Source organism: Frankia sp. Hr75.2 (assembly GCF_949319125.1).
GTDB classification, from domain to species: Bacteria; Actinomycetota; Actinomycetes; order Frankiales; family Frankiaceae; genus Parafrankia; species Parafrankia soli.
The window spans coordinates 41,214-61,422 of the sequence record NZ_CASGGV010000354.1 but is presented as its reverse complement, the minus strand read 5'-3'; the positions used below and the strand labels follow the sequence as shown (position 1 = coordinate 61,422).

Annotated in this window: 24 protein-coding genes and 1 pseudogene; 12 read left to right on the top strand and 13 right to left on the bottom strand. The window is 68.7% G+C overall.

Annotation, left to right across the window (positions count from 1 at the left end; all coding sequences use genetic code 11):
* Positions 1–788: 788 nt before the first annotated feature.
* Positions 789–1,409 carry a hypothetical protein gene (locus tag AC559T_RS35395; protein WP_112106207.1) on the bottom strand — a complete coding sequence of 207 codons (621 nt, stop codon included), beginning with the start codon at positions 1,407–1,409 and terminating at the stop codon, positions 789–791.
* A 71-nt stretch (positions 1,410–1,480) separates the two neighbouring features.
* Here AC559T_RS35395 and AC559T_RS35390 point away from each other — a divergent pair, with 71 nt between their 5' ends.
* Positions 1,481–1,849: an RNA-binding S4 domain-containing protein gene (locus AC559T_RS35390; RefSeq protein WP_071064116.1), complete on the top strand. Its 369-nt coding sequence runs from the start codon at positions 1,481–1,483 to the stop codon at positions 1,847–1,849.
* Positions 1,850–1,905: 56 nt separating this feature from the next.
* On the opposite strand, the gene AC559T_RS35385 is transcribed toward AC559T_RS35390, so the two are convergent.
* Together AC559T_RS35385 and AC559T_RS35380 are read right to left on the bottom strand one after the other, a co-directional pair.
* Positions 1,906–2,382, bottom strand: a complete 477-nt coding sequence (locus tag AC559T_RS35385) for an HIT family protein (RefSeq protein ID WP_498871480.1) — start codon at positions 2,380–2,382, stop codon at positions 1,906–1,908.
* Between the two features lie 70 nt (positions 2,383–2,452).
* Positions 2,453–2,848 carry an MmcQ/YjbR family DNA-binding protein gene (locus AC559T_RS35380; protein WP_071064175.1) on the bottom strand — a complete coding sequence of 132 codons (396 nt, stop codon included), beginning with the start codon at positions 2,846–2,848 and terminating at the stop codon, positions 2,453–2,455.
* A gap of 86 nt (positions 2,849–2,934) precedes the next feature.
* On the opposite strand from AC559T_RS35380, the gene AC559T_RS35375 reads away from it, so the two are divergent.
* The 3 genes from AC559T_RS35375 (at position 2,935) to AC559T_RS35365 (ending at position 7,949) form a co-directional block, all read left to right on the top strand.
* A complete protein-coding gene (locus tag AC559T_RS35375; protein WP_498871479.1) occupies positions 2,935–3,225 on the top strand; it encodes a hypothetical protein in 291 nt (96 codons plus the stop codon).
* Between the two features lie 481 nt (positions 3,226–3,706).
* On the top strand, positions 3,707–6,109 hold the full coding sequence (locus AC559T_RS35370; RefSeq protein ID WP_498871478.1) for a DUF7846 domain-containing protein: 2,403 nt from the start codon (positions 3,707–3,709) through the stop codon (positions 6,107–6,109).
* Positions 6,110–6,407: 298 nt separating this feature from the next.
* Positions 6,408–7,949, top strand: a complete 1,542-nt coding sequence (locus AC559T_RS35365) for a glycosyltransferase family 4 protein (RefSeq protein WP_498871477.1) — start codon at positions 6,408–6,410, stop codon at positions 7,947–7,949.
* Positions 7,950–8,271: 322 nt separating this feature from the next.
* On the opposite strand, the pseudogene AC559T_RS35360 reads toward AC559T_RS35365, so the two are convergent.
* Positions 8,272–8,568 (bottom strand): annotated as a pseudogene (locus AC559T_RS35360) (PIG-L deacetylase family protein); the annotation flags it as partial.
* A gap of 340 nt (positions 8,569–8,908) precedes the next feature.
* Positions 8,909–9,577, bottom strand: coding sequence for a DUF2599 domain-containing protein (locus tag AC559T_RS35355; protein WP_112106212.1), 669 nt, complete (start codon positions 9,575–9,577; stop codon positions 8,909–8,911).
* A gap of 133 nt (positions 9,578–9,710) precedes the next feature.
* On the opposite strand from AC559T_RS35355, the gene AC559T_RS35350 reads away from it, so the two are divergent.
* The 4 genes from AC559T_RS35350 to AC559T_RS35335 all read left to right on the top strand — a co-directional run bounded on the left by AC559T_RS35350 (position 9,711) and on the right by AC559T_RS35335 (position 11,773).
* Positions 9,711–10,154: an SIR2 family NAD-dependent protein deacylase gene (locus tag AC559T_RS35350; protein ID WP_498871476.1), complete on the top strand. Its 444-nt coding sequence runs from the start codon at positions 9,711–9,713 to the stop codon at positions 10,152–10,154.
* A 19-nt stretch (positions 10,155–10,173) separates the two neighbouring features.
* Entirely contained in the window at positions 10,174–10,680 is a 507-nt protein-coding gene (locus AC559T_RS35345) for a hypothetical protein (RefSeq protein ID WP_498871475.1), read from the top strand.
* 116 nt (positions 10,681–10,796) lie between these two features.
* Positions 10,797–11,417, top strand: a complete 621-nt coding sequence (locus tag AC559T_RS35340) for a MarR family transcriptional regulator (RefSeq protein WP_498871474.1) — start codon at positions 10,797–10,799, stop codon at positions 11,415–11,417.
* The gene (locus tag AC559T_RS35335) at positions 11,414–11,773 is read left to right on the top strand and encodes a hypothetical protein (protein WP_498871473.1); all 360 of its coding nucleotides are present in this window, start codon (positions 11,414–11,416) and stop codon (positions 11,771–11,773) included. Before AC559T_RS35340 ends, AC559T_RS35335 begins: the two co-directional genes overlap by 4 nt.
* A gap of 37 nt (positions 11,774–11,810) precedes the next feature.
* Here the strand turns inward: AC559T_RS35335 and AC559T_RS35330 are convergent, their stop codons facing one another.
* Together AC559T_RS35330 and AC559T_RS35325 are read right to left on the bottom strand one after the other, a co-directional pair.
* Positions 11,811–12,284 carry an NUDIX domain-containing protein gene (locus tag AC559T_RS35330; RefSeq protein ID WP_498871472.1) on the bottom strand — a complete coding sequence of 158 codons (474 nt, stop codon included), beginning with the start codon at positions 12,282–12,284 and terminating at the stop codon, positions 11,811–11,813.
* Positions 12,284–13,039, bottom strand: coding sequence for an XRE family transcriptional regulator (locus AC559T_RS35325; protein WP_498871471.1), 756 nt, complete (start codon positions 13,037–13,039; stop codon positions 12,284–12,286). The genes AC559T_RS35330 and AC559T_RS35325 overlap by 1 nt, the downstream gene beginning before the upstream one ends.
* 283 nt (positions 13,040–13,322) lie before the next feature.
* Between AC559T_RS35325 and AC559T_RS35320 the strand changes: the two genes are divergently transcribed.
* From AC559T_RS35320 to AC559T_RS35310, 3 genes are read left to right on the top strand one after another with little or no spacing between them, the layout of a single operon-like run.
* Complete coding sequence (locus AC559T_RS35320) at positions 13,323–13,571, top strand: hypothetical protein (RefSeq protein WP_498871470.1); 249 nt, start codon at positions 13,323–13,325, stop codon at positions 13,569–13,571.
* 11 nt (positions 13,572–13,582) lie between these two features.
* A complete protein-coding gene (locus AC559T_RS35315; RefSeq protein ID WP_498871469.1) occupies positions 13,583–13,783 on the top strand; it encodes a hypothetical protein in 201 nt (66 codons plus the stop codon).
* Between the two features lies 1 nt (position 13,784).
* Positions 13,785–13,970 (top strand): hypothetical protein, encoded by a 186-nt coding sequence (locus AC559T_RS35310; RefSeq protein ID WP_498871468.1) that lies wholly within the window; start codon positions 13,785–13,787, stop codon positions 13,968–13,970.
* A gap of 396 nt (positions 13,971–14,366) precedes the next feature.
* Here the strand turns inward: AC559T_RS35310 and AC559T_RS35305 are convergent, their stop codons facing one another.
* The 6 genes from AC559T_RS35305 to AC559T_RS35280 all read right to left on the bottom strand — a co-directional run bounded on the left by AC559T_RS35305 (position 14,367) and on the right by AC559T_RS35280 (position 19,618).
* A complete protein-coding gene (locus tag AC559T_RS35305) occupies positions 14,367–14,552 on the bottom strand; it encodes a hypothetical protein (protein WP_498871467.1) in 186 nt (61 codons plus the stop codon).
* A gap of 17 nt (positions 14,553–14,569) precedes the next feature.
* On the bottom strand, positions 14,570–15,787 hold the full coding sequence (locus AC559T_RS35300; RefSeq protein WP_498871466.1) for a phage major capsid protein: 1,218 nt from the start codon (positions 15,785–15,787) through the stop codon (positions 14,570–14,572).
* A gap of 182 nt (positions 15,788–15,969) precedes the next feature.
* Positions 15,970–16,209: a hypothetical protein gene (locus AC559T_RS35295; protein ID WP_498871465.1), complete on the bottom strand. Its 240-nt coding sequence runs from the start codon at positions 16,207–16,209 to the stop codon at positions 15,970–15,972.
* A 512-nt stretch (positions 16,210–16,721) separates the two neighbouring features.
* Positions 16,722–17,123 carry an HNH endonuclease gene (locus AC559T_RS35290; RefSeq protein WP_498871464.1) on the bottom strand — a complete coding sequence of 134 codons (402 nt, stop codon included), beginning with the start codon at positions 17,121–17,123 and terminating at the stop codon, positions 16,722–16,724.
* A gap of 223 nt (positions 17,124–17,346) precedes the next feature.
* Positions 17,347–17,760, bottom strand: coding sequence for a hypothetical protein (locus AC559T_RS35285; RefSeq protein WP_498871463.1), 414 nt, complete (start codon positions 17,758–17,760; stop codon positions 17,347–17,349).
* A gap of 352 nt (positions 17,761–18,112) precedes the next feature.
* Positions 18,113–19,618, bottom strand: a complete 1,506-nt coding sequence (locus tag AC559T_RS35280; protein WP_498871462.1) for a recombinase family protein — start codon at positions 19,616–19,618, stop codon at positions 18,113–18,115.
* Between the two features lie 41 nt (positions 19,619–19,659).
* Here AC559T_RS35280 and AC559T_RS35275 point away from each other — a divergent pair, with 41 nt between their 5' ends.
* The gene (locus tag AC559T_RS35275; protein ID WP_498871461.1) at positions 19,660–20,079 is read left to right on the top strand and encodes an SIR2 family NAD-dependent protein deacylase; all 420 of its coding nucleotides are present in this window, start codon (positions 19,660–19,662) and stop codon (positions 20,077–20,079) included.
* Positions 20,080–20,209 lie beyond the last annotated feature (130 nt).

Genomic DNA, 20,209 nt, shown 5'->3' with positions numbered 1-20,209 from the left:
GATCTGTTCCAGGCTCGCGCGGCGGCCGAGCCGCCGCCAGAACACCGGGTCGGTTATCTCCTCGCCGGTCAGCAGGAATTCCAGGGCGGCGTCGGTGACCTCGCCGGAGAGATCGCGGACACCCGGAAATCCGGCGATGTTCCCCCCGGAGCCCACCCAGACGGCCTGGAGGAACTGGTTCAGCAGCCGGGACTGCCGGCGGCGCAGGCTGGCGGTGACGATCTCGGTGGCCCGCCTGGTGCCCTCGACCGCGAGCGCGCGCGCCGCGTCGATGCCCTGGCTGAAGCCGTCGGCGATGGCCGAGGCGTTCACGGCGTCGAGGACACCACGGCCGTCCTGCGTCAACGCCGTCGAGATGATTCTGATATCGGGGGAGCGGTCCCGCCGCTCGATCATCGTGGCGAGGCCGTCGGCATCGGTGAGCAGGGTGTTGGCGGTGCCCGCCTCCGCGGCGAGGCGAACGTGGGCGTCGCCCGCGTTCCGGTACCGCCCGATGCTGAAGACGATCGGCTCGCGGTCCTCGACGAGGGCGACGTCCCGGACGAAGTAGTCGACGTCCCCGCCGAACTTCAGGTACATGAAACGCTGGCCCGCGGCCGCGTCGTCCGGCCAGTCGAGGACAAAGTCGGGCATATATGAATGATTGAAGTACCCGGTGTCCCGGATCTGTACGGAGGAATCGGTCGCCTGTATTTCTCTGGCGACGACGGCCTTGATACTGCCGATACTCTCCTGCGTGCTGGAGATGCTCAACGCGGCTTCCAGCTCGGCGGCGTAGGTCGGGGTGGTCACCTGGCTCCCCTCTCGGTGCCGATGCCTCGAAGTATATTCAGGTTCTCGGCGGAGATGACCAGCTTCTCCTGACGCTCCGAGAGTACGATGATCCACAGGCGCTCCGCGACGCTCTCGCAGGTCTCGTCCGAGACGAGGCTGCCCTCGTGGTCGCGCGGGCAGCCGAACACTCTCCGATGATGCGTGAGGACGGCCGACCTGACCTCGTTCGGTGAGCAGAGGTCCGGCCAGCGGGTCACCAGGAACGGCGCCCAGGTGATCCACATGAAGTGGTCGATGCGGGCCGGCTGCAACGACAGCGCCCGGTAGCACTTCGCGAGAAACTCCACGTAAAGCGTTCCCTGGTCGTGATGGCCGTTGTAGAACTTCGACTCCGCGACGAACTCGTGGCCCTGGAACTCGCCGCCGAGCAGCACACCGCCCAGGTCGTAGGAGAAGCCGCGTCCGTCAGCCCACTGGTAGCTCAGTTTCGCGACCGCCACCGGTTCCGGGGTGACGTAGTAGACGTTCGCGCGGGTCGTGGCCTCGAGCCACAGTTTTGCCCGGCGGGCTCCGTCGGCTCCGCGTAGGTGCAGTTCCTCCCCCGCCATGGTCGCGAGGCTATCGAACCCGATCATTCGTGGGTCATCGCCGCGTGTCGGTAGCGATGGGACTCGTCCGGGGGCGGCCGGTTCGTAGAGTCTTCATTATGGCGTCGGTGGAGGAGAGCACTCGGATCGACATCTGGATCTGGTCCGTCCGGCTCGTGAAGACGCGGACGCAGGCCGGAGATGCCTGCCGCGGCGGCCACGTCCGTCTCAACGGCGAGCGGGTGAAGCCGGCGCGCATGGTCCGCGCCGGCGACGAGGTGCGCCTTCGCCAGGCCGGCCACGAACGCGTCGTCGTGGTCACCAAGGTCCTCACCAAGCGGGTGGGCGCCGCCGTGGCGGCGGAGTGCTACATCGACAACAGCCCGCCGCCCCCGGAACGCCTTCCGGTGATGGCGGTTCGCGACCGCGGGACGGGACGTCCGACCAAACGCGACCGCCGCGCGGTGGAACGCCTGCGCAACCGCTGAGCGGCCGCGGCGGCCCGGCCCGGCCCGCCCCGGCTCCGGTGGTCAGGGCTCGGTGGTCAGGGCTCGCTCGCGATCCGCGCGGCGAGGGCCCGGGCGAGATCGTCCATCGTGCCCTCGGGCACCCATTCCGCGGCTGGCCGGCGGAGATGGGTGAACACCGCAGGGCCCTGTTCGTCCGTCGGCAGGCCGTGTGCGCGGGGCACGACATGAACGTGGAGATGGGTGAATCCCGCCGCCTCGGAGAATGCCGCGACATATGTTTTCGCGCACCCCGTCACCTCGATCAGGGCCCGGCTGAGCCGCCAGGTGACGAGACCCAGCTCGGTGGCCTCCGCCGCGTCCAGCTCGGCCACCGTGGTGATGTGGCGGCGGGCGATGACGACCAGCCATCCGGGCAGCGCGCAGTTGATCGCGTGCGCGACCCGCCAACCGGTGCCGACGAGGATTCGTTGCCACGGCGGCAGATCATTGAGCGCCTCATTACCGCCGCAGGAGTAGCAGTCGTCCGTACCGGAATCCTGGACGGGCTCCATGGCGGTGACTGTAACGCCTCCGCCGTGGAGAATCGATACCCGCGACGTCGGCCCGCTGCTCGGCGGAAGGTCACCGGGCATCCAGGTATGCCCTCGCGGCGCGTTTCGGGGCCCGCAGCAGCCAGGCCTCGACGACCAGCTCGTCCAGCTCCTCGACGGAGATCCGGTCGAGGCGGACCAGGACCGCCGGGTAGCCGTCGAAGTGCGGGACGGTGAAGAAGACCGCCGGGCTGTCGGCGATCAGCGCGTTCTTGACTCCTTCGTCGGCGACGCGCACACCCAGGACCGGGCCGTCCGGCGCTTTCTCGCCGCGGGCGGCGAACGCGGCGAGGTCTGTTTTCCGCAGGGGGCGCTCCCACACGAAGCCCTTGTCCCGTACCCGCCACGAGGCCGAACCGTATGAGGGGCTCTCGTTCGTCTCGGGCAGCGCCAGCGCCAGCCGGCGCACGTCGTCCCAGGTCGCCATGGCCACACCGTATGCCCGCGGTTCGGTCACGTCGCGGAAAAGACAATCGCCACGGGTCGGGGTGATCCGGAGGGATAGTGGCCGGCATGGGACGTATCCTCTCGCGGGCGGGGGTGACGGCGACCTGTGTGGCGCTGCTGGTACTCCTGTCCGGATGCGGCGACGACGACAAGCGGGGGATGGGTGACGCGCCCGTCCTGAACCGGCGCGGGGATGACACGCCGGCCGAGGTGTTCAATTTTCCGGATCACTTCGGGAACCTGGCCACGAAATGCGTCGGCCACGGCCTCCGCGGCTACACCACCACACATTTCGCCGACGACGGCTACATTCCCTCGGCCAACACCAGGATTGTCCCGGACCCGGACTGCCGATGATCTGAGGCCGGGCCGCCGGGCCGCCGGGCCGCCGGGCCGCCGGCCGGACAGTGACCGAGACGCCACGGTGACCGTGCCACCCATGTCGGTCGGCCGACCCCCGTTTGCCAGCCCACCCCTGTCGTCCGGCCCACTCCCGTCTGTCGGCTCGCCACCTCTGTCGGCCCGCCACATCCGTCAGCCCGTCCGTCGCTGCCGAGCCACCAGGTCCCGTCAGGCCCCTTCGCCGGGCTGCCATGCCCGCCGGGTCGCGACGTCCACCGGGGTGCCCCTGGCCGGCGCGTGGTGCCGAGCCCCGGTTTCGGCCGTCCCGGAGCGGTTTCTTATCATTTCAGGCGCCGCGGACGGCACATTCGGTGCGATCAACAGATCACGGATGAATGGTGTGATCGAGGTTGGATGGGGCTGACACGGATGACCGGGAACGCGCCGCGCCGGATCACGGCGCGACCATGACGGACGTCGCCGCACCCCGCCGCCGATGACTGTCGACTCCCCGGTCGGCGCGTCGACCGGAGGTGGTCCGACCACGGCGGACAGCACCGCCGGGACGCTCCCGGGCACACCCGTCGACCTGGCCGACGGCACCGGTCACGCGGAGCCGTCCGGAGCGGGCACGCACGCAGGCCCACGAGGCCGGCGGTTCCGGCGGTTCCGGCAAAGCCGGCAGTTCCAGTGGGCCCGGTCGTCCCTGTCTCTGTCCCTGTCTCTGTCCCGGTTCCGGTCGTCGGCCGGCGTCGTCGCGGTGGTCGCGCTCCTGTCCTTCGTCGCGAGCCTGGTCCTGCGGGTCACGCTGTACCCGGAGGGCTCCGGCGACGCGGACGAGGCCGCGTACATCCTCCAGGCGCGGATGCTGCTCGAGGGGCGGCTGACCCTGGACGCGGGCGCCGTCGAACCGTTCTTCCGGCCGTGGTTGACGGGTGTGCACGACGGCCGCGTGTTCACCAAGTACCTGCCGGGCTGGCCGGCGTTGCTCGCGCTGTCCCAGGCGCTGTTCGGCACGATGGCCGTGGCGCCCGCCGCGGTCGCCGGGGTCTGGGTCGTCGGGACGTACCGCCTCGCCCGCGAGCTCTTCGACCATGCCTGGAGCGCGGTGGCCGCCGCTGTGGGCGTCGCGCTCTCGCCGCTGGTCCTCCTGCATACGGCACTGCCACTCGCCTACGCCCCGGGTGCAGCCGTGCTCGTCCTGTCCAGCGCGGAGCTGTTGCGCGGTGCGCGGACGGGGGCGCGGGCCGCCCTTGCCGGCGGCGGAGCGGGCCTGGGGCTGGTGCTGTTGATCCGGCCGTTCGACGTCGTGCTCGTGGTCCTTCCCGTGATCGTGCTCGCGGCTGTGCGGCGACGGCGGGAGCTCGGGACGCTGCTGCGGCGTTCGGGCTGGGCGGTGATCGGCGCGCTACCGCTGGTCGTCGCCCTGCTCGCCTACTGCTGGCGGGTCACCGGATCGCCCCTGCGTATGCCGCTGTCGGCCTCGGACCCACTGGACCGGTTCGGTTTCGGCCCGCGCCGGATCCTGCCGTCCGAGTCGAGTTTCCTGTTCACCCGCCGGCTGGCGCTCGACGCCCTCCAGGAGACGTTCGAGGTGGCGCCGAGCTGGTTCTTCGGCGGTGCCGCGCTGATCGCGCTGGCCGCCGTCGGCCTGGTGGCGCCGCGGCGGCGGCGGCTCGAGCGCCTGTTCCTGCTCGCGACGACGGGCGTGGTGCTGGCCGGCTACACGTTCTGGTGGGGGTCCGCGTTTGCCATGCCGGGCCTGCGTAACGGCCTTGGCCCGCACTACCATCTGGCCGCGTTCACCCCGGTCGTCATCCTCGCGGCCGACGGCGCTCGATGGCTGTGGACGTTCCTCCCGGCACAGTCGCCGCTGTCCCGCCGCCCGGGCTCATCCGCCTCGGGCACCGCGCGCGGCCTGGCCGGGCGCATGGTCCGTCCGGGCGCTGTGGCCGTGGCCGTCGCCGGGCTCGTCGCGATCACGGTGCCGACCCTGCAGCCCCGGATCGACGTGCAGCGCGGGGTCAACGAGGGCAACGACTTCCTGGCCGCGCTGCTCCCGGACGACCTGGGCGGGCCGGCCGTGGTGCTGGTGACGCCGACGGTCCCGAGCCGCTACACGCAGGTCCCCTACCACTCGCTGCGGAACGCCCCCGACCTCGACGGACCCGTCGTCTTCGCGGCGGACATCGGGCCGGGCTCGGCCGCGCTGCCTGACCGGATGCCGGACCGGGCGATGTTCCGCCTGCGGCCGGACGAGATCGCCAACCCGGCGGTCCCGGGCAGCTTCCGGGGGTCCTTCGTGCCGCTGAGGCAGGTCACCGGGAGCCGCGTCGAGATCCGTGTACAGGTACGGATTCCCGGTGACGCTGGGACGGCACCCGTCCGGTCGGGGGATGCGCGGCTGTACGTCCGCCTCGGCGGGGAGGTCCGCACCCTGCGAACAGCCGTCCCGGTGGACGCAGCCGGTGGCGCGGCGACGGCGGGGAAACCGGCCGCGGCCGGTGGGTCGGGCGTGGTCGCTGGGTCAGGCCCGGCCGGGCACGGGGAGCAGCCAGACATCCGCCGGGGCGTCCCCGTGACGATCACGCACACGTTCGTGCTCACCACCGGCCCCGGCACCGGCCCGGACGAGATCGGGACCGCCGGCGCGTCGCTGCCCGCCGAGCTCGTCGTCGGGTTCACCGATGGCACCGGCCCGGCGAGCGGGACCTGGGAGGAGCGGTTTCCCCTGGTGCGCAGCCCCGGTGGCGACCTCTCCCTGCTCGCTCCCGGGCTGGGCTGGCGCCGACTGCCCACGGTGGCCGGCAGCGGCACGGCCGGCGGCGACGGCCAGTGGCTCCCGGCCAACGCGAAACCCACCTTGGACGTCTCGCTGACCGGCGCCGCTGCCCGCTGACGCCATCCGTTGACGGCCGCCGGCATTCGCTGACGGCCGCCGGTGTCCGGTGACGGCCGCTACGACGGGCTGGCCAGCCGGCCTGCCGCCGCGGCGGCGGCGGCGGATCTTTCCGCGTAAACCGGTGGCATTCCGCGCGCAACGAAGATTAGTGGCGGCCGGTACCGAAATTTGGATGGTGGTTAACGCTGGTGAAGAATCCGATACGCCAGCCGCTGCCGCCAAGGTCGTCGGGAGTAACGTGCGTGCGCTGTCTTACCTTTAACCACCTTCGTTGAAGGGTGGGATCTGGGGAACTATGGGATTCCTCCGAAGGTTCCGGACGTTATCCGTTCTTTTTCTGTGCGAGCAGTACCCGCCCATCGTCTGGGACGGCGCGGGTACCTATACCGCCGCACTCGCGGCGGCGCTGGTGGGGCTCGGGCACAACGTTCATGTTCTCTGTGCCCAGGGCCGCCAGTTCACCGACACGGTGGAGCACGGGGTGCATGTGCACCGACGTCCGCTGCTGCAGGTCCCGATCACCAGGATGCTGGGCGGGTTCGGCGCGCGGCTGCGCGGTCCGCTCCATCCGCGCGACTCGCTGGCGCTGCGGGCGAGCCTCGCGCTGTCCTACAGCACCTGGATGCGCCAGATCGGCCTGCGCCCCGACGTGATCGAGACACAGGACGGCGAGACGCGCGGGCTGATCGAGGCCCTGTGCCGCACTCGTCCGCTGGCGATCCACCTGCACTGCCCGACGATGCTCACAGTCCGGATGGCCGGACAGCCGGTGGGCGTCCGCGGCCAGCTGGCGGATCGGCTGGACCGCGCGTCCGCGAGCCTCGCCGCCGTCGTCACATCCCCGTCGCAACTCCTCGTGGACGAGCTGCGGCGGGACGGCTGGCTGGGCGACCGCGATGTCGAAGTGATCCCGAACCTCTTCGACGCCGGTCCGTGGCGGGACATCCCGGAGGCGCGCGGCACCGAGCCGACCATCGCGGTGGTGGGCCGGCTCGAGCCCTACAAGGGCGTGGACGTCCTGCTCGAGCCGTCGGCGCGGCTGCGTGCCGCCGGCGTCGCCCACCGGCTGGCGGTCGTCGGGCGCTCGTCGGGCGCGATCGACGGCGTGCCGTCAGGCGCCTGGCTGGCCTGCCGGGCCCGGGAGCTGCGCCTCGACGTCGAGTTCAGCGGGCATCTGGCGGGGCGTGAGGTCCGTGACGTCTATCGCGGTGCCCGGGTGGTGGCCGTGCCCAGCCGTTTCGAGAGCTTCTCGATCGTCGCGGCCGAGGCGATGGCGGCCGGGCGCCCGGTGGTCGTGACGAAGCGGACCGGGATCGCCCCCTTCGTGCAACGGTGGGGCGCGGGAAGCGTGGTGGAGACCGGTGACCCGGGCGCGCTGGCCGGCGCGTTGGCTCCCTTCCTCCTCGACGCCGGACGGGCGGTCGCCGTCGGGGAGCGCGGGCGGCTGGGGGTGGCCGAGCTCGACCCGCAGGCCATCGCCCGCCGGAAGGAGGCGGCCTACCTGCGGGGAATCGCCGAGTTCAACGACCGGATCCGCGTCCGGGACCGGTTCATCGGCCAGAGCCGTCCCCGGAACCGGAACCCGACCCGGGATCACGATCGGTGGCCGGGCCGTGCGGGGCGGCCGGGCCCGGACCAGGCGTGGGAGCACGAGAAGGGACGGGACCAGGGCTGGGACCACGGCCACTTCCGCGACCCGGCGGCGGAGAGTGCGGCCGCCCCGTGCCCCGAGCCCCGCCAGCTCGCCACGGACGGTCGAAATCGAGGTGCCGCAGCCCGTCGGCCGCCACATAGACCTCGTACCGACTCTCCAAGGTCGCCAGCAGGGAGCCAGTGAGCGGCGCCCCCGTACCCGGGCGCTGATCGCCCTCCGCGCCGGGCCCGACCTGCGTGACGTGCGCGGCGAGGGCGTGCTTCTGCCGTTCCCGCAGGCCGCGGGCGTCCACCAGGAGCGGGCGCCGTTCGTGCACCCGTTGGACCGGTGCCAGCAGGAGCCGTCGTGCCGACCAGTGTCCGGTCCCGTGGCCGAGGGTCCACGGCCAGTGCGTCCACAGCCACACGGTGTACTCGAGGATCTCTCCGTCGAAGCCGCCCGCCCGCACCGCGCGGCGCACCGCCTCGTGGGTGGCATCGTGGTCGGGATGTCCCTCGCACGAGGCCGGCGCCAGGATCTGAGCGGGGGACCGGGCGCTGATCACCTCGCCGAGCCGGGCCGCGACGCTGTCGACGCACCCGGGCAGCTCGGAGTCGGGGAACCCCAGGAAGATCACATCAGTCTCGGCGACACCGAGGCGGGCGCAGGCCCGCCGCGCCTCAGTCCGTCGCATCTCGGCGAGCTCCGCGGGCGAGTGCTTCTCGACCAGGCGCTGCGCGGGTGGGCCTGCCGCTGATCCGCCGCGGGCCCCGTCGCTCACCAGCACGACGGTCACCGGCGTCCCGGCCGCGCGTTTGCGCATGATGGCCACCGCGCAGCCCAGGGTCTCGTCGTCGGGATGCGGTGCCACGACCAGACACGGCGCCGCGGCCATCGACGCGGTGATGTCGATCCCCCGGCGCTCCCACACCCGTCGCCAGAAGGAACGCGCCGGCACCATCACCCGCTCATGCCCCAGCCACACATCCCCGGGAACCATCCGTCGAGCCAGCAGTGAAATGTTCATACCGTGCCTTCCGTGCCCCCATTCTCCAGCCAATTCAAACAACAAATACAGCGGTTTGGGTGGGCGTCACGGCGGGCGAATCCGATGTGCGGCGGTTGAGAGAGTCCATGGTGACACTGGACCGCCACAGTTCGGGTCAGGCGTGTTCTCCCGAGGCCCGGTGTTGCGGGGGGATTCCGTCGGGGCGTTCGGTGGCCAGGGGGGCGCTGGTCGGGTCGGTGCCGAGGTTGTTTCCGCAGCGGGTGGAGATCCAGCGGCGGCGTCCGGGGGTCGGCCGCCAGCTCTCGACGTCGAAGCTGTCGCCGGTGGCGTACTCCTCGCCGCCGCGGCCCGGTACCAGCGCGAGGGACTCATGGCAGCGGAGCTGGTCCTGCAGGCTCTCCGCGACCGCCGGGTCCACCCCACCGACACAGCCCTGGACGGCTTGCCAGATCTCGGCACTCGCGGCATCCCGGTCATCGGCGTGCCGGGCCTCCTCGGTAGGCCACACGGAGATACGGAAATCCCCGCCCGCCCATCGCTGCAGGGTGATCTCCTCGACGTAGCGGCTCGAACCGCAGTACGGCGCCCCCGGGGCCGGCCGCGTGCCAGCGCCGCCGTCGTCGCCCGCGCTGCCGGGAGCCACGGCGGCGAGGCTGGGAGCGGCGGTGGCTGTAGCGGTCGGCGTGGTCGTGGCGGCCTCCGTGCCGGCGTCGGTCTCCGAGCCGGAGCCGGAGCCGCGGAGCATCGCCACCCCGACGGCCATGGCGGCCAGCACCCCGACGGTTCCGCCGAGGGCACCGCGCGACCGCCGCTGCTCCGCCACCCGACGAGCGTATGGCGTTCGGGCGGTCCGGGCCGGTCGAGCGAGCCAACCCGGTGACCCCGCCCCGACTTCGCGACACCGACCCTGACACGCGCGCCGATATCCGCGCCGCGCCGGCGGTGATGATGGAACGGTGAGCACACCGATCCCCGGCGAACTGGACCGCCCCGGCGAACTGGACCGGGCCGCCGCCCTGCTGCGGGAGGCCGACGCGCTCCTCGTCTGCGCTGGTGCGGGCATGGGGGTGGATTCCGGCCTGCCCGACTTCCGCGGTGACACCGGCTTCTGGCGGGCGTACCCGCCCTACGCCCGCCTGCGGCTGTCGTTCGCGCAGCTCGCCGACCCGGTCCACTTCGGCGCCGACCCGACCCTCGCCTGGGGCTTCTACGGTCACCGCCTCGGCCTGTACCGGGGGACCGTGCCGCACGCGGGGTTTGACGTCCTGCGCCGGTGGGGTGCCGGGCTGCCGGCCGGGATGTGGGCGTTCACCTCGAACGTGGACGGCCAGTTCCAGCGTGCGGGCTTCGTCGACGTGGCCGAGGTCCACGGCTCGATCCACCAGCTACGAACTCAGTAACACCGGCAAGATCGGCCGGATGGCTGTCCGCCTCTCCGAGGCACAGGCAGACGGTACCGCCTGCCTGTGCTGTGCCGCCGACCTTTCCACGGTCGCGTCCGTGCCGGTCGGGGTGTCCCACACCGGCACGCAGACCTTCGCCTGTGAAGGAACATGCGCCGATGCGGCCCTCGGCCGCGCGAGCGTCGTTCCGCCCGTCCGCCCGGCCGGGCGGATCTTCACCGCGCACATCTGGCTGACTCTTGCCGGGATCGTCATGGTTGCCCTCTACCGCTCCCGCGTCGCCACCGTCCGAGAGGATCGGACGGTGGACTACACAGAGCAGGGCGTAGAGGGCGTATGGCAAATCCGCACCTACGGCACCGTGACCGTGGTCGCGCTCGCCCCGGACGTCGATGCCGAGCTGACGGCCGCGGTGCTGTCCCTCGTCCCGCCAGGGCGGGAACTGCCGCAGGGTTCATGGCCTGAGCTGGCGGACTGGGCGCCCGATGGGTGGTCGGTGCAGGTGCACCAGACCGACGCCTAGGCGCTACGGCGCCACCGACTGAGCAGATGAGAGAAGGGCCAGGGGAAGCCCCTGGCCCTCTCCGAACCGGTGTTAGCGCACCGGCCCTCACTTCACACCACCTGAAAGGTACCACCATGTCCTTGGGACACCAGCTAGCCGCATGGGACCTACTGCCGGGCGAACTCAGTCCGCAAGAGCGCGTCACCCTCGTCGCCCTGGCGGAGGACTGCCGGTCCGGCCGTGATGTCGCGAGCCCCGGACACAAGATCCTGACCGCACGGACCGGCCTCGGCCGGTCACAGCTCTCCGCCACCATCGCGCGCCTCGCGGCCCGCGGCCTGGTCGCCCTCGCCGAGCGTGCTCGCCGAGGCCGCAACGCGGTCTACCGTCTCCTCTTCGCCGAGGCGGAGCGTCCGGATAGCCGGACCCAAACCGACCCGAATGGTACCGATCATGGATCGGACAGCGTCCGGCAGATCGGGACCCTCCCTGGTTCTTGCTCTTCCCCGGAAAACAACCCGTCGCGCAAGCGCTCGGGCAGAATCGCATCGAAGATCAGAAGACGACAGCCGTGGCAGGAACCCGCGAACCTCCCTGACACTCCCGTCCGGACGTTTATCCCGCCCCGCCAGGGGACCGGCGCTACGGCCCCTGATTGGGCCGTGGACGAAGCGCGCAGGCAGATGGCAGGCAAGGTGTGCTCACCCCTGATGCTTGCCGCCCTGGCCCGGTCGATCGCGGGTGCGGCGGCGTGAGGCTCTCACCCCGACAGCGTGGACAGGTCAGGATCGAACTTGCACGCCGGATCGGCCTCGGCGAGATCGTCACTCGCCACGACGTGATCGCGGAACTGTTCGGCCGTCCGGCCGCCACCACGCCCGGGTTCACGGTCACCGTGCTCGCCGGGCCCGACCGGGCCCCTGACGCGGTCGCCACGGCCCCTGATGTGGCCCCTGACGTGGTCAGCTACGCCGACGTTGCGGCGGCCTTGGGGGTGACGCTCGGGACGGTGCGGGCGTACTGCGCGCCCAGCAGGGGCAAGCTCGTCAGGCTCCGTGACGGGGTGAGCAGGGCGAGCCTGGACAGGCTGACAGCGTCCCGCGCGGCGTAGCCCCTGACGGTCGAGCGCCCCCGGTTTCGGCCGGGGGCTACCCGACATAGGGCGTCGCCCGGGATTCCAGGAAGTGAGTCACCCGAAGCAGCATCGACGGATGGATGTTCAGCCCGTCAAGCTCCGGGGCGGCGAAGAATCGGGCGTCCTTCGCTTCGCTGCCATCGGCAAGCAGCGTGCCGCCCACGATCCGGGCCTCAAAGCAGATGGCGAATTGCTGTCGGACTTCGCCATCATCGTAGGCGATCACGTGACGTGGGTCGGTGTAGGTACCCACGATCCCGGTCACCTCGATATCGAGCCCGGTCTCTTCCTTGACCTCACGGACCGCCGTGCCAGGTAGCGACTCGCCCACGTCCATCGTGCCGCCAGGGAGAGCCCAAAGCCCGTTATCCGACCGGCGGATGAGTAGCACGCGGCGTTCCTCGTCGGGAACGACAACGGTGGTAGCGGGTACAAGCGAATTGGCTTTCGGCGCAGCGGGATCATCGTAGAAGTCTCGGCGGGCCATTAGGCGGTGCCCTTCTCTGAGGCCGGAACCGAACGGCTCCACACCTTGTCAAAACTGGACAGATAGTGGTCGAACAGCCGTCCGCCCGGCACCCGCTGTACGTGGATCACGGGTGACTGCGAGGCTGGAGCCCCGTAGGCGTGCGTGTTCACGAGCAAGGTCTCATCGAAGCGGAATACGGAATTGTAGAGCGTTGCTGATTGCAGCCGGATTTCCACTCCGGGGGCGCCGATGGCGTCCTGTAGGTGGGTGAGACTCAGTCGGACTCGCGCGGCCACGCCGCCGAACACGCCCTCTTCGGCCCCACGCAATGCCACGGCCTCAGAATCGGGATCGCCGAGTACCAGGCGAACCCGTACACCGCTTTCGCCCGCGCGTATCAGCGTCTTGGCGATGTCGGGTGTTCCATCCATGAAGAACAGGCCAGCGTAAATCAGGATGTCGATACAGTCTCGGGCCTGATCCAAGAGGGATGACCAGAGGTGAAGAGGGACCGCGCCGCGATGCGGATACAGCGCAACGAATTCCGCGAGGCTCGCGGACTTTTCCCGCACGTCATCCAAGAGTGCGGGCCACAGGTACAGTTCATCGGCCTTTAGGATTGTGGCCGTCGCCGATCGGTGCGCGCGTCGCGGGATGCGGTCCTTACTCACCCAACGCTCTACGGTCTTCGGGTCGACTCCCACGATTTCGGCGAGCCGCTCCACGGTGAGGCCGGCACCGGCGATGCTGCCGCGTAGGCGCTCGTTCGGCATCTCGCGGCCTCCCTCCTGAGCTAGGACGCTTCGGGACGGGTAGGGGACGCGACGATCATATCCGGGACGTCCCGCTACGTCCCCGACGCGCGGTAACCGCGTCCCTCGGTTTGCGTCAGGGTGATGTTGGACGTTCCGGCTAGCAATCGGGGAGGTAGCCGGGGCGTCCGCTTAGCGGCCCCTGGTGAGCTACTGCACCCACGCTGGCCTGCCAGGGGCTCCCAGATGAGCGGACCGAAGCGGGGGCGGCATGCCGTACGTCAAGACGAGTCGAGGTGGGGTCGTGGCATCCACGGTCTTCATCGACTGGCCGCAGGCCATCGAGACCGGCCTACAGAAGCTCGCGCGGGAGGCCCTGGCGGAGCCTGGGGTGGCCACGGTCGAGCTGCTAGACGACGCCCGGTCGCGGATCTTGTGGGAAGAGAAGAACCCGGCCGTCCTGGCGGACGAGGTACGTGCCGAGACGAGACAGCACAGGATCGAACGGCGGCACCGCCAGGCGCCTCGGCTCACGCACCGGCCGGGTAGCTGATGTTGATCGTCATGGAGTTCGAAGCGGTCGAGCGGCCCCCGGCGGTCACGATGGTTGATCCCCTGGTCCTCCGCAACGCGGACCTTCCCGAGGTGGCCGCCCGGCTTGTGCGCCTCATGCCCGGGGCGTCGCGGGTGCGGATCTTTGACGATGGCGCAGACGCTCCGTCCGCAGACACCGGGGCGCGTCCCGCGATCACAGGGGCGGGATGACGTGCCGTTCGCGGTCGTGAAGGGCCCAGAGACGGACGGGGTACCTACCGTCTGGTACGTCCCGATGTGGAAGATCCGCCGGGCCCCGGTTAGGGAGATCGTCAGGCGCGCGCTCAACGATGAAGATCTCGTGGTGGAAGAACTATGGGACGACGCCCGGCGGGTTCGGCTCGCCGTGGTCGACTGACGGCCCGTCTCGCCCTTTAAGGGCCCTGAGGGCCACGGAGGCGGACGAAAACCGCCCGAGGTACCCGAGGTAGGGAAGGACCCTACGGGAGGTCATGCGGGCATAAAAAAACGGCTCCACCGTGAGAGTTGCCCAGGGGAGAAAGAGGACCCTGCACGCGCCTCGCGGTCGCGTGACTCTCACGGTGGAGCCATCGGACGGCCTAGCCGTCCATGTTCTGTGTGGCCACCCACACGGCAGCATTCCGCCTGTTGACCGCGGCACGGTGCGCTTGCCGCGCATTCCGCCATCCCTGCGGAGTCTCAAAGCGTAGCCAGGGGTTCCGGCTGGGATGCCAAGCGATGCCGCCCGGTCCGGCGGTAGGCGGACCCCACAGCGCCTCGGCGCTGGACTTCCTCACTGCCATCGGGCCACCCATTCCGCCGGCAGCGGCTCGCCTCTTTCCAGCCGCTCTATCCAACCGTCAATGCGCAGCAGTTTCACAGCGCACTGATCGGCGAACGCGGCATCGGGTGCATGGCCCTGGTCGAAGGCCACCGCGGCCCGCAGGGCGTACAGATCGCGGATGGTTCGCTGTTCCACGGTAAGCCTCGGCGGCATCAGACGAGCTTGATGCCGCGGACGCGGGCAATGGCCTCGGGCACTGGGAAGCCGAATCCGACACGGGTGATCGCCCGAAGACCGGTCAGGCCTTCCTTGAACCGCGAGTATCCACGATCATTCTCGATGATCGGACCGTCCCCGGGCTGACGGAACACGGCGTAGACCTGACTGGGATCGTAGATCCAGATTGAGGTGGTCACGTTACCCGACGAACCCAGTGCCTCGGTCAGACTGATCTGCTTGGACAGGTAGACCGGATACCCGAGAAGGCGCCGTTCGATCCCGCCGGCAACACCGGTCGTCGCCGAAACCAGTGGGACGTTAGATCCGGTCTCGGCCTTCAGCCGGGTCAGCAGTGACCAAAGGTCCGGGTGGAGGACAATGACCGGATCGGCCGCACCGGCACCGAGCACCTTCCCCGCGGCATCCGCGACGGTGTCCAGGTTGGTCAGTAGGGCGCCGTTCACTCCCGCGTCCACGTTCCAATTACCGGACACTCCCGCAAGCCCACCAGGGCCGTTAGCGGTCGTCGCGGCGAAAGCTGCGCTGTCTATTTTCAGCCCGATACTGCGCACCATCGACCTTCCGACCTCGTTAAGGACGGAAGGGGAGCTGTCACCAACCAGTTCATCCGACAGATAGGCCAGTGCGGCAATCTTCTTCGGCACGACAGGAAGCAGCGAGCCAGTAAAACCCGTGGTGCTCATGTCCGTACCTTCGGCGGCCCAAGCCGCCGCATGGTCAGTATTGATAACAGGCAGGTCGTAAGAGTCGTAACCGTCGGGAATGTAAACCCGCTGAACCCCACTCGACAGGAACGCGGTGGCAGGCGTGAGCAGGTCAACGAATCGGGTGGCTCTCTGCGACGGGGTGAGACCCCCGGACCCGATCGTCGACAGCAGCTCACCAGCACGAAACTCTGAGGCCACCCACTCACCGTGCCGGTGCTCGCCAGTCAGAGCCATGCTGCCGTTCTGCGCGCCTTGCCCGCCGAGCGGGATACCACGCGCCACGGCATCGCTGCGCAGCGCGTCAGCCTTCTCCGACCTGGTTTCGCGCTCTGCCGTGAGCCGAATCTCAAGGTCCGTCGCGTCAAGGTCGACGATCATCGCGTCATATGCGGCGCGCTGTTCGGTGCTTAGTGTGCCTCGCCCGTCAGCCGCATCAAGAATGCTCTTGGCGCGGTTCCAAATGACGTTGCGCTTCTCGGTCATCGCTTCAAGCATTGAAGACAAGGGTGGTTCCATTCAATTCTGTCGCAGAGACAGAACGGCACCCGTTTCGTAATGGCCGTAGCCCTAAAGTGTTCGGGTCGCCCGTCTGCGCACATAGAAAAAGCGCCCACCTGTTGGTGGCGCCACGTGTTCCGTGAACTTGTATTTGGTTACTGGTGTCGTTAGGCCGAGACGGAAGCCAGAACGGCATCGTCGGGGATGAGCTGTGCCGCACCGATCGTGTACGGAATCGGCTTCACGAGTAGTCGAGCCACCTCGGCGTATGCCGAGGCCAGATCAGACCAATGGTCCGCCGTACGCGGATCGGCCTCGGCGTCCCGAGCCGAGGCGTAGAAGACGCTGCGACCCTGGTTCGCGTTCGCATGGTCCTGGTGGGCGATGACGTAATCCGGACGGCTCACGCCACGGAGGCGACCCGAGGCCTCGCGGCAAATCGCATCGCAGTACACGCGCGGCCTACCAGGGCTCCCGGTGTGGGGGATCTCGGCCGTACACAGAGCGCATAGGCTGGTCATATGGGCTACTCCGATATGAGGGGTTGACGTGGGGGTTCCGTCCCGCTTTTTGCTGCTATGGAGACGGAAGTTCCTGGCCCGCAAGGGTATGGGAAGGGGTTTAGTGCCGTTTTTCGGCCTCTACTCTTATCTATGTAGGGACGCACACCGGCGCGTCCCGCAGATGATCTGTGATGCTCGGCATATTCGAGGGAATCCGTACAGATCACAGCCAATCCACCAACGGCCTGTCACTGATCAGCCGATGTGGAGACGCTTGTTTTTCTCGAAGAGACCGGGGTCTCAGGGTTAGGGCTCAGACTTTCCGGCGGTCACAGGTTGGCCCATGCGCAGACGCGCGACCAAAACGATAGACCGGGGTCTCAGGGATCGGCGGCCCCACTTTCCCAGTGGGCCGCTCAGAGGTACGGCAGCGATGGCATAGGGCCATCGCCTCGGCGGCTGTTACAGCTACGGCACAACACCACCACGGGCCCGAGGGGATGACCACCTCGGGCCAATGGGGTTACATGGTCTGCGGTTAGATCCTGTGCGGTACCGCAGGCAGCGCACCATGGGTGCTCTGCTATAGCGGCACGCGCATAGGCGCGCCACTGCGCCGTGTAGCCTCGACTATGCGCCGAGGGCTTAGGCCTTGACGGGCGATTAGGGGTGTGGGCTGGACAGCGCGAGTGGTCGCTTAGCCTGCCGCACGCGAGGCAGGGGAGTTTAGGCAATGGGGTTCCTCTAGGGTGGGAAACGCAGTAGCCACAGGGCGAGCGAGAGCGAGCCCTATAGGGCGAGTAGCAGCAGCACCCCATCGGGGGGTGCTGCGCGGTGGGTGAGCGGAAGCGAACAGATGTGTTGCGCCGAGAGGCGCCAATAGCTGTAGCGGTAGGCCAGGGCCCTAGATGGGCCCTGGCCATTGCTGTACCGAGCTGTTACTACCGGACTGTGCTGTTCGGCCTCGGGCCTGCGGCCTCGGCCGTTGCTGCCCCCTCCCGGGGGCTTCTCTTATATAGCCGGTAACTCGTAGTCTTGTGACTATGCTGCTACGCTCTGTGACGCCATCATGGCGGGTAGCAGCCCGCCACTCGGATGCCAGAACCATTCAAACGCGCCATTGGCCCTGGCCGGGCGGACATACGGAACCCCGTCCAGCTTTGCCAAGATTCGCCGTTTCCGCTCGGTTTCTCCGCCATGGCCGTTCGCTGTCCACCGTATTTGATGTGCATGCAACGCGCTTCGGAGAGCGTCAACATCTTCCGTTGACAGGCTGACCTTTACCCGCTCCCGCGTCTTTATGGGGTCGGCAACAATCCCGTCCGGGAATCGGTCGACCGCCAGGGCGGCATCGTCCAACTTCCCGCACAGGGCAGACGCTGCCCATTGCGGATCGGCAGACATGGCCGCTTCCACCATGTCGAGGTCAAGGATCGTGAACGCGACCGTGATCACGCGGCACGGGGAAGGTGCTCGGCCGCCGCGGGAGGCGGAACGGAAGTCAGCGCGACGGTGACGGCATCTGGTATCGGAGATGACGACGTAAGAGCGTCGACTATTTCGGTATGGGTTGCCCGCGAAGGGGTAGGCGCCTTGCCCACCATCGCCGCAATCCAGGAAGCATCAGAATCATACGAACGCAATAAAAGACCCTACCGTCCAGCGAAAGAAATGACAGAGGAATGCAAACAAATCGGATTGCTGTTGCTCCGTCGTTTTCTCGCCGGACGGTAGGGCGGGTCAGCGCCCCGGTAAGGTAACATGCCTCGCTGCCCGTATCCACCCGAGAGGGGCTGTCGGGTGGAGATCATTCCTGGTGTAGCCACCGGACGTCCAGCCGGTCGCGGTAGGGAGCCCTGTCCTCCGGGCGCAAGCGCCGAAGGTCCGAAGCGTTGGGGTCCGGGTACGCGGCTACCGTGTCCAAGATGGCGGACAGGACACGCCTACGGGCCCTCAGGTCTTCGCTGCCCCACGCGCGTACCGCCTCGGCTGGGTCGAGCTGGACGGTTGCCCGCGTTCCCGTTTCGATCTGCTGATCGAGGTCCGCGAGACGGGACTCATGCTGCCTGGTGACCACGGTGTGGGTGCGGGGCGCAATCTCCTCTGCCTCTAGCTGTGCGTCTGCGTCGTCAAGCTTCGCCAGGACTGCGAGCCGCTCCCTGCGCAGGCCCTCAACCGCCGACACGGCGTCGGACCGCGTCCACGGGTGCCGAGCAAGGTAGGCAGACACGAGGTCTTCCAGCAGCTTCTCAAGCGGCTTGGCCGCGAAAGAAAACCAAAGGTCGCAGTCACTGTAGTCGCTGCCCCGTCCAGCTTTGTGACGCCAGGATGAAAATTCGTCAGGCTTCCCGCGGCGCGTAGTTGCCCGAATGAACTTCCCTTCGCACTTGGAGCAGGATATGAATCCTGCCCAAAGATACTTTACCCGGGTTCCCGTCGAACGATGACGCCCCGAAATGGCGTCCAGCGCCTTGACCGTGTTTTCCCACTCGGCGAGCGTTAGGACAGGTTCCATGTTCGACATCATTCGCCCGTCCGTCACCCACGTCCTAGTAGAACCGCCTGTAGCGAACAGGCCAGCAATACGCGGATGGCGAAGGTATCCCCGTAGCGTCGTCGGGACGATCGCCTTACCCTCGTTTGTCGTGATCCCACGGGCGTGCAGGTCTCTGCAAATCGCATTGATTGCAGTCCCCTTGCGAACCTCCGCCGCCGCCTTGCGGAGTTCGTCCGCTTGTTCCGGTATTACAATCCAGCGGATCGACCATTTCGATCCGTTCCGGCGGTACTCGCTCCGCCACCCCAGCCCGACCGGGCCACCCATATACTCGGCCCTCTCCGCCTTGCGGCGCCTCGCGGCGCGGACGTTCTCCGACTTGATGTCGGAATCCCCGGTCGATTGCGCTACTGCGCTCCGCCAGTTGCCGCAGTCCGCCGACCGGGTGAAGTCATAGACGGTGCTCGTCTTTCCGTCGGTTGAGATCAGGCGGGCACCGGCGGCCTTCATTGCCTTCTCGAAACGATCACCCACGCCGACGTCCCGCGTGATGCGTGACTCTCGCCAGACCAGCACGGTGCGTACCTTGCCTGCCCGGATCGCCTCCATGAGGGCGTCGAACCCGGGCCGCTGGACACCCTCACGCCACGCGGACGCCCCGTTGTCGACGAACCGTGCAACCACGGTCAGCCCGTGGGCTGCCGCGTAGGTGTCCGTGATCGTGATCTGTTCGTCGATCCGCTCTCCGTCGACGTTGAGCTGACTCATGCGCGCATACGTCGCACTCGGTGACGAATCGGGGTATAGCGTGCTCATAGCGTCATAGGTTACTATGGCTGCTATGTGCACCATCTTCAGTGCACGGCCCCTGCGGGCCGGACGTCTGGCCCGCCGACGGGGTCGACGTCGACGTCGACCCGGAGACGATGCGTGCCCGGGAGCCGCTGCCGCGGTGCCCGCGGTGCGGCGCGCTGGCCCGGCCGAACATCCTGATGTTCGGGGACTGGAACTGGCTCGGGGCACGCTCCGAGCGGATGCTGCGCGCCTGCTCGTCCTGGCTGGACGCGCTGGCCGGCGCCGGGCGCCGGCTGGTGGTCGTCGAGATCGGCGCGGGGACGGCGGTGCCCACCGTGCGCCGCATGGCCGAGTCGGCCGCGGGCGGGCGGCTGATCCGCGTCAACCCGGCCCCGGACAGGCTCTCGCCGGGCTCAGGAGTCTCCGTGCGGCTCGGCGCGCTCGCCGCCCTCACCGAGCTGGACGCCCGCCTGACGGCCTGAGCGCCGGGTCGAGGCCCGCCGTGATCGGTCGTGACACTGACCGATAACTTTTACGAAACAGGGAGCCTTATATTCCTGTTTGCCGCGAGGGGGCGGCCGTCTGGTCGGGCGTCGCGCGGCACCGCTTTGT

Excerpts from the sequence above, each read along its gene's own strand:
- AC559T_RS35375 (WP_498871479.1), top strand. The coding sequence starts at position 2,935 with ATGGGACGTATCCTCTCGCGGGCGGGGGTGACGGCGACCTGTGTGGCG.
- AC559T_RS35365 (WP_498871477.1), top strand. The coding sequence starts at position 6,408 with ATGGGATTCCTCCGAAGGTTCCGGACGTTATCCGTTCTTTTTCTGTGC.
- AC559T_RS35380 (WP_071064175.1), bottom strand. The coding sequence starts at position 2,848 with ATGGCGACCTGGGACGACGTGCGCCGGCTGGCGCTGGCGCTGCCCGAG.
- AC559T_RS35330 (WP_498871472.1), bottom strand. The coding sequence starts at position 12,284 with ATGGCCCGCCGAGACTTCTACGATGATCCCGCTGCGCCGAAAGCCAAT.
- AC559T_RS35340 (WP_498871474.1), top strand. The coding sequence starts at position 10,797 with ATGTCCTTGGGACACCAGCTAGCCGCATGGGACCTACTGCCGGGCGAA.
- AC559T_RS35385 (WP_498871480.1), bottom strand. The coding sequence starts at position 2,382 with ATGGAGCCCGTCCAGGATTCCGGTACGGACGACTGCTACTCCTGCGGC.
- AC559T_RS35300 (WP_498871466.1), bottom strand. The coding sequence starts at position 15,787 with ATGACCGAGAAGCGCAACGTCATTTGGAACCGCGCCAAGAGCATTCTT.
- AC559T_RS35315 (WP_498871469.1), top strand. The coding sequence starts at position 13,583 with ATGGAGTTCGAAGCGGTCGAGCGGCCCCCGGCGGTCACGATGGTTGAT.
- AC559T_RS35325 (WP_498871471.1), bottom strand. The coding sequence starts at position 13,039 with ATGCCGAACGAGCGCCTACGCGGCAGCATCGCCGGTGCCGGCCTCACC.
- AC559T_RS35280 (WP_498871462.1), bottom strand. The coding sequence starts at position 19,618 with ATGAGCACGCTATACCCCGATTCGTCACCGAGTGCGACGTATGCGCGC.
- AC559T_RS35290 (WP_498871464.1), bottom strand. The coding sequence starts at position 17,123 with ATGGGGTGCTGCTGCTACTCGCCCTATAGGGCTCGCTCTCGCTCGCCC.
- AC559T_RS35390 (WP_071064116.1), top strand. The coding sequence starts at position 1,481 with ATGGCGTCGGTGGAGGAGAGCACTCGGATCGACATCTGGATCTGGTCC.
- AC559T_RS35345 (WP_498871475.1), top strand. The coding sequence starts at position 10,174 with ATGGCTGTCCGCCTCTCCGAGGCACAGGCAGACGGTACCGCCTGCCTG.
- AC559T_RS35395 (WP_112106207.1), bottom strand. The coding sequence starts at position 1,409 with ATGATCGGGTTCGATAGCCTCGCGACCATGGCGGGGGAGGAACTGCAC.
- AC559T_RS35370 (WP_498871478.1), top strand. The coding sequence starts at position 3,707 with ATGACTGTCGACTCCCCGGTCGGCGCGTCGACCGGAGGTGGTCCGACC.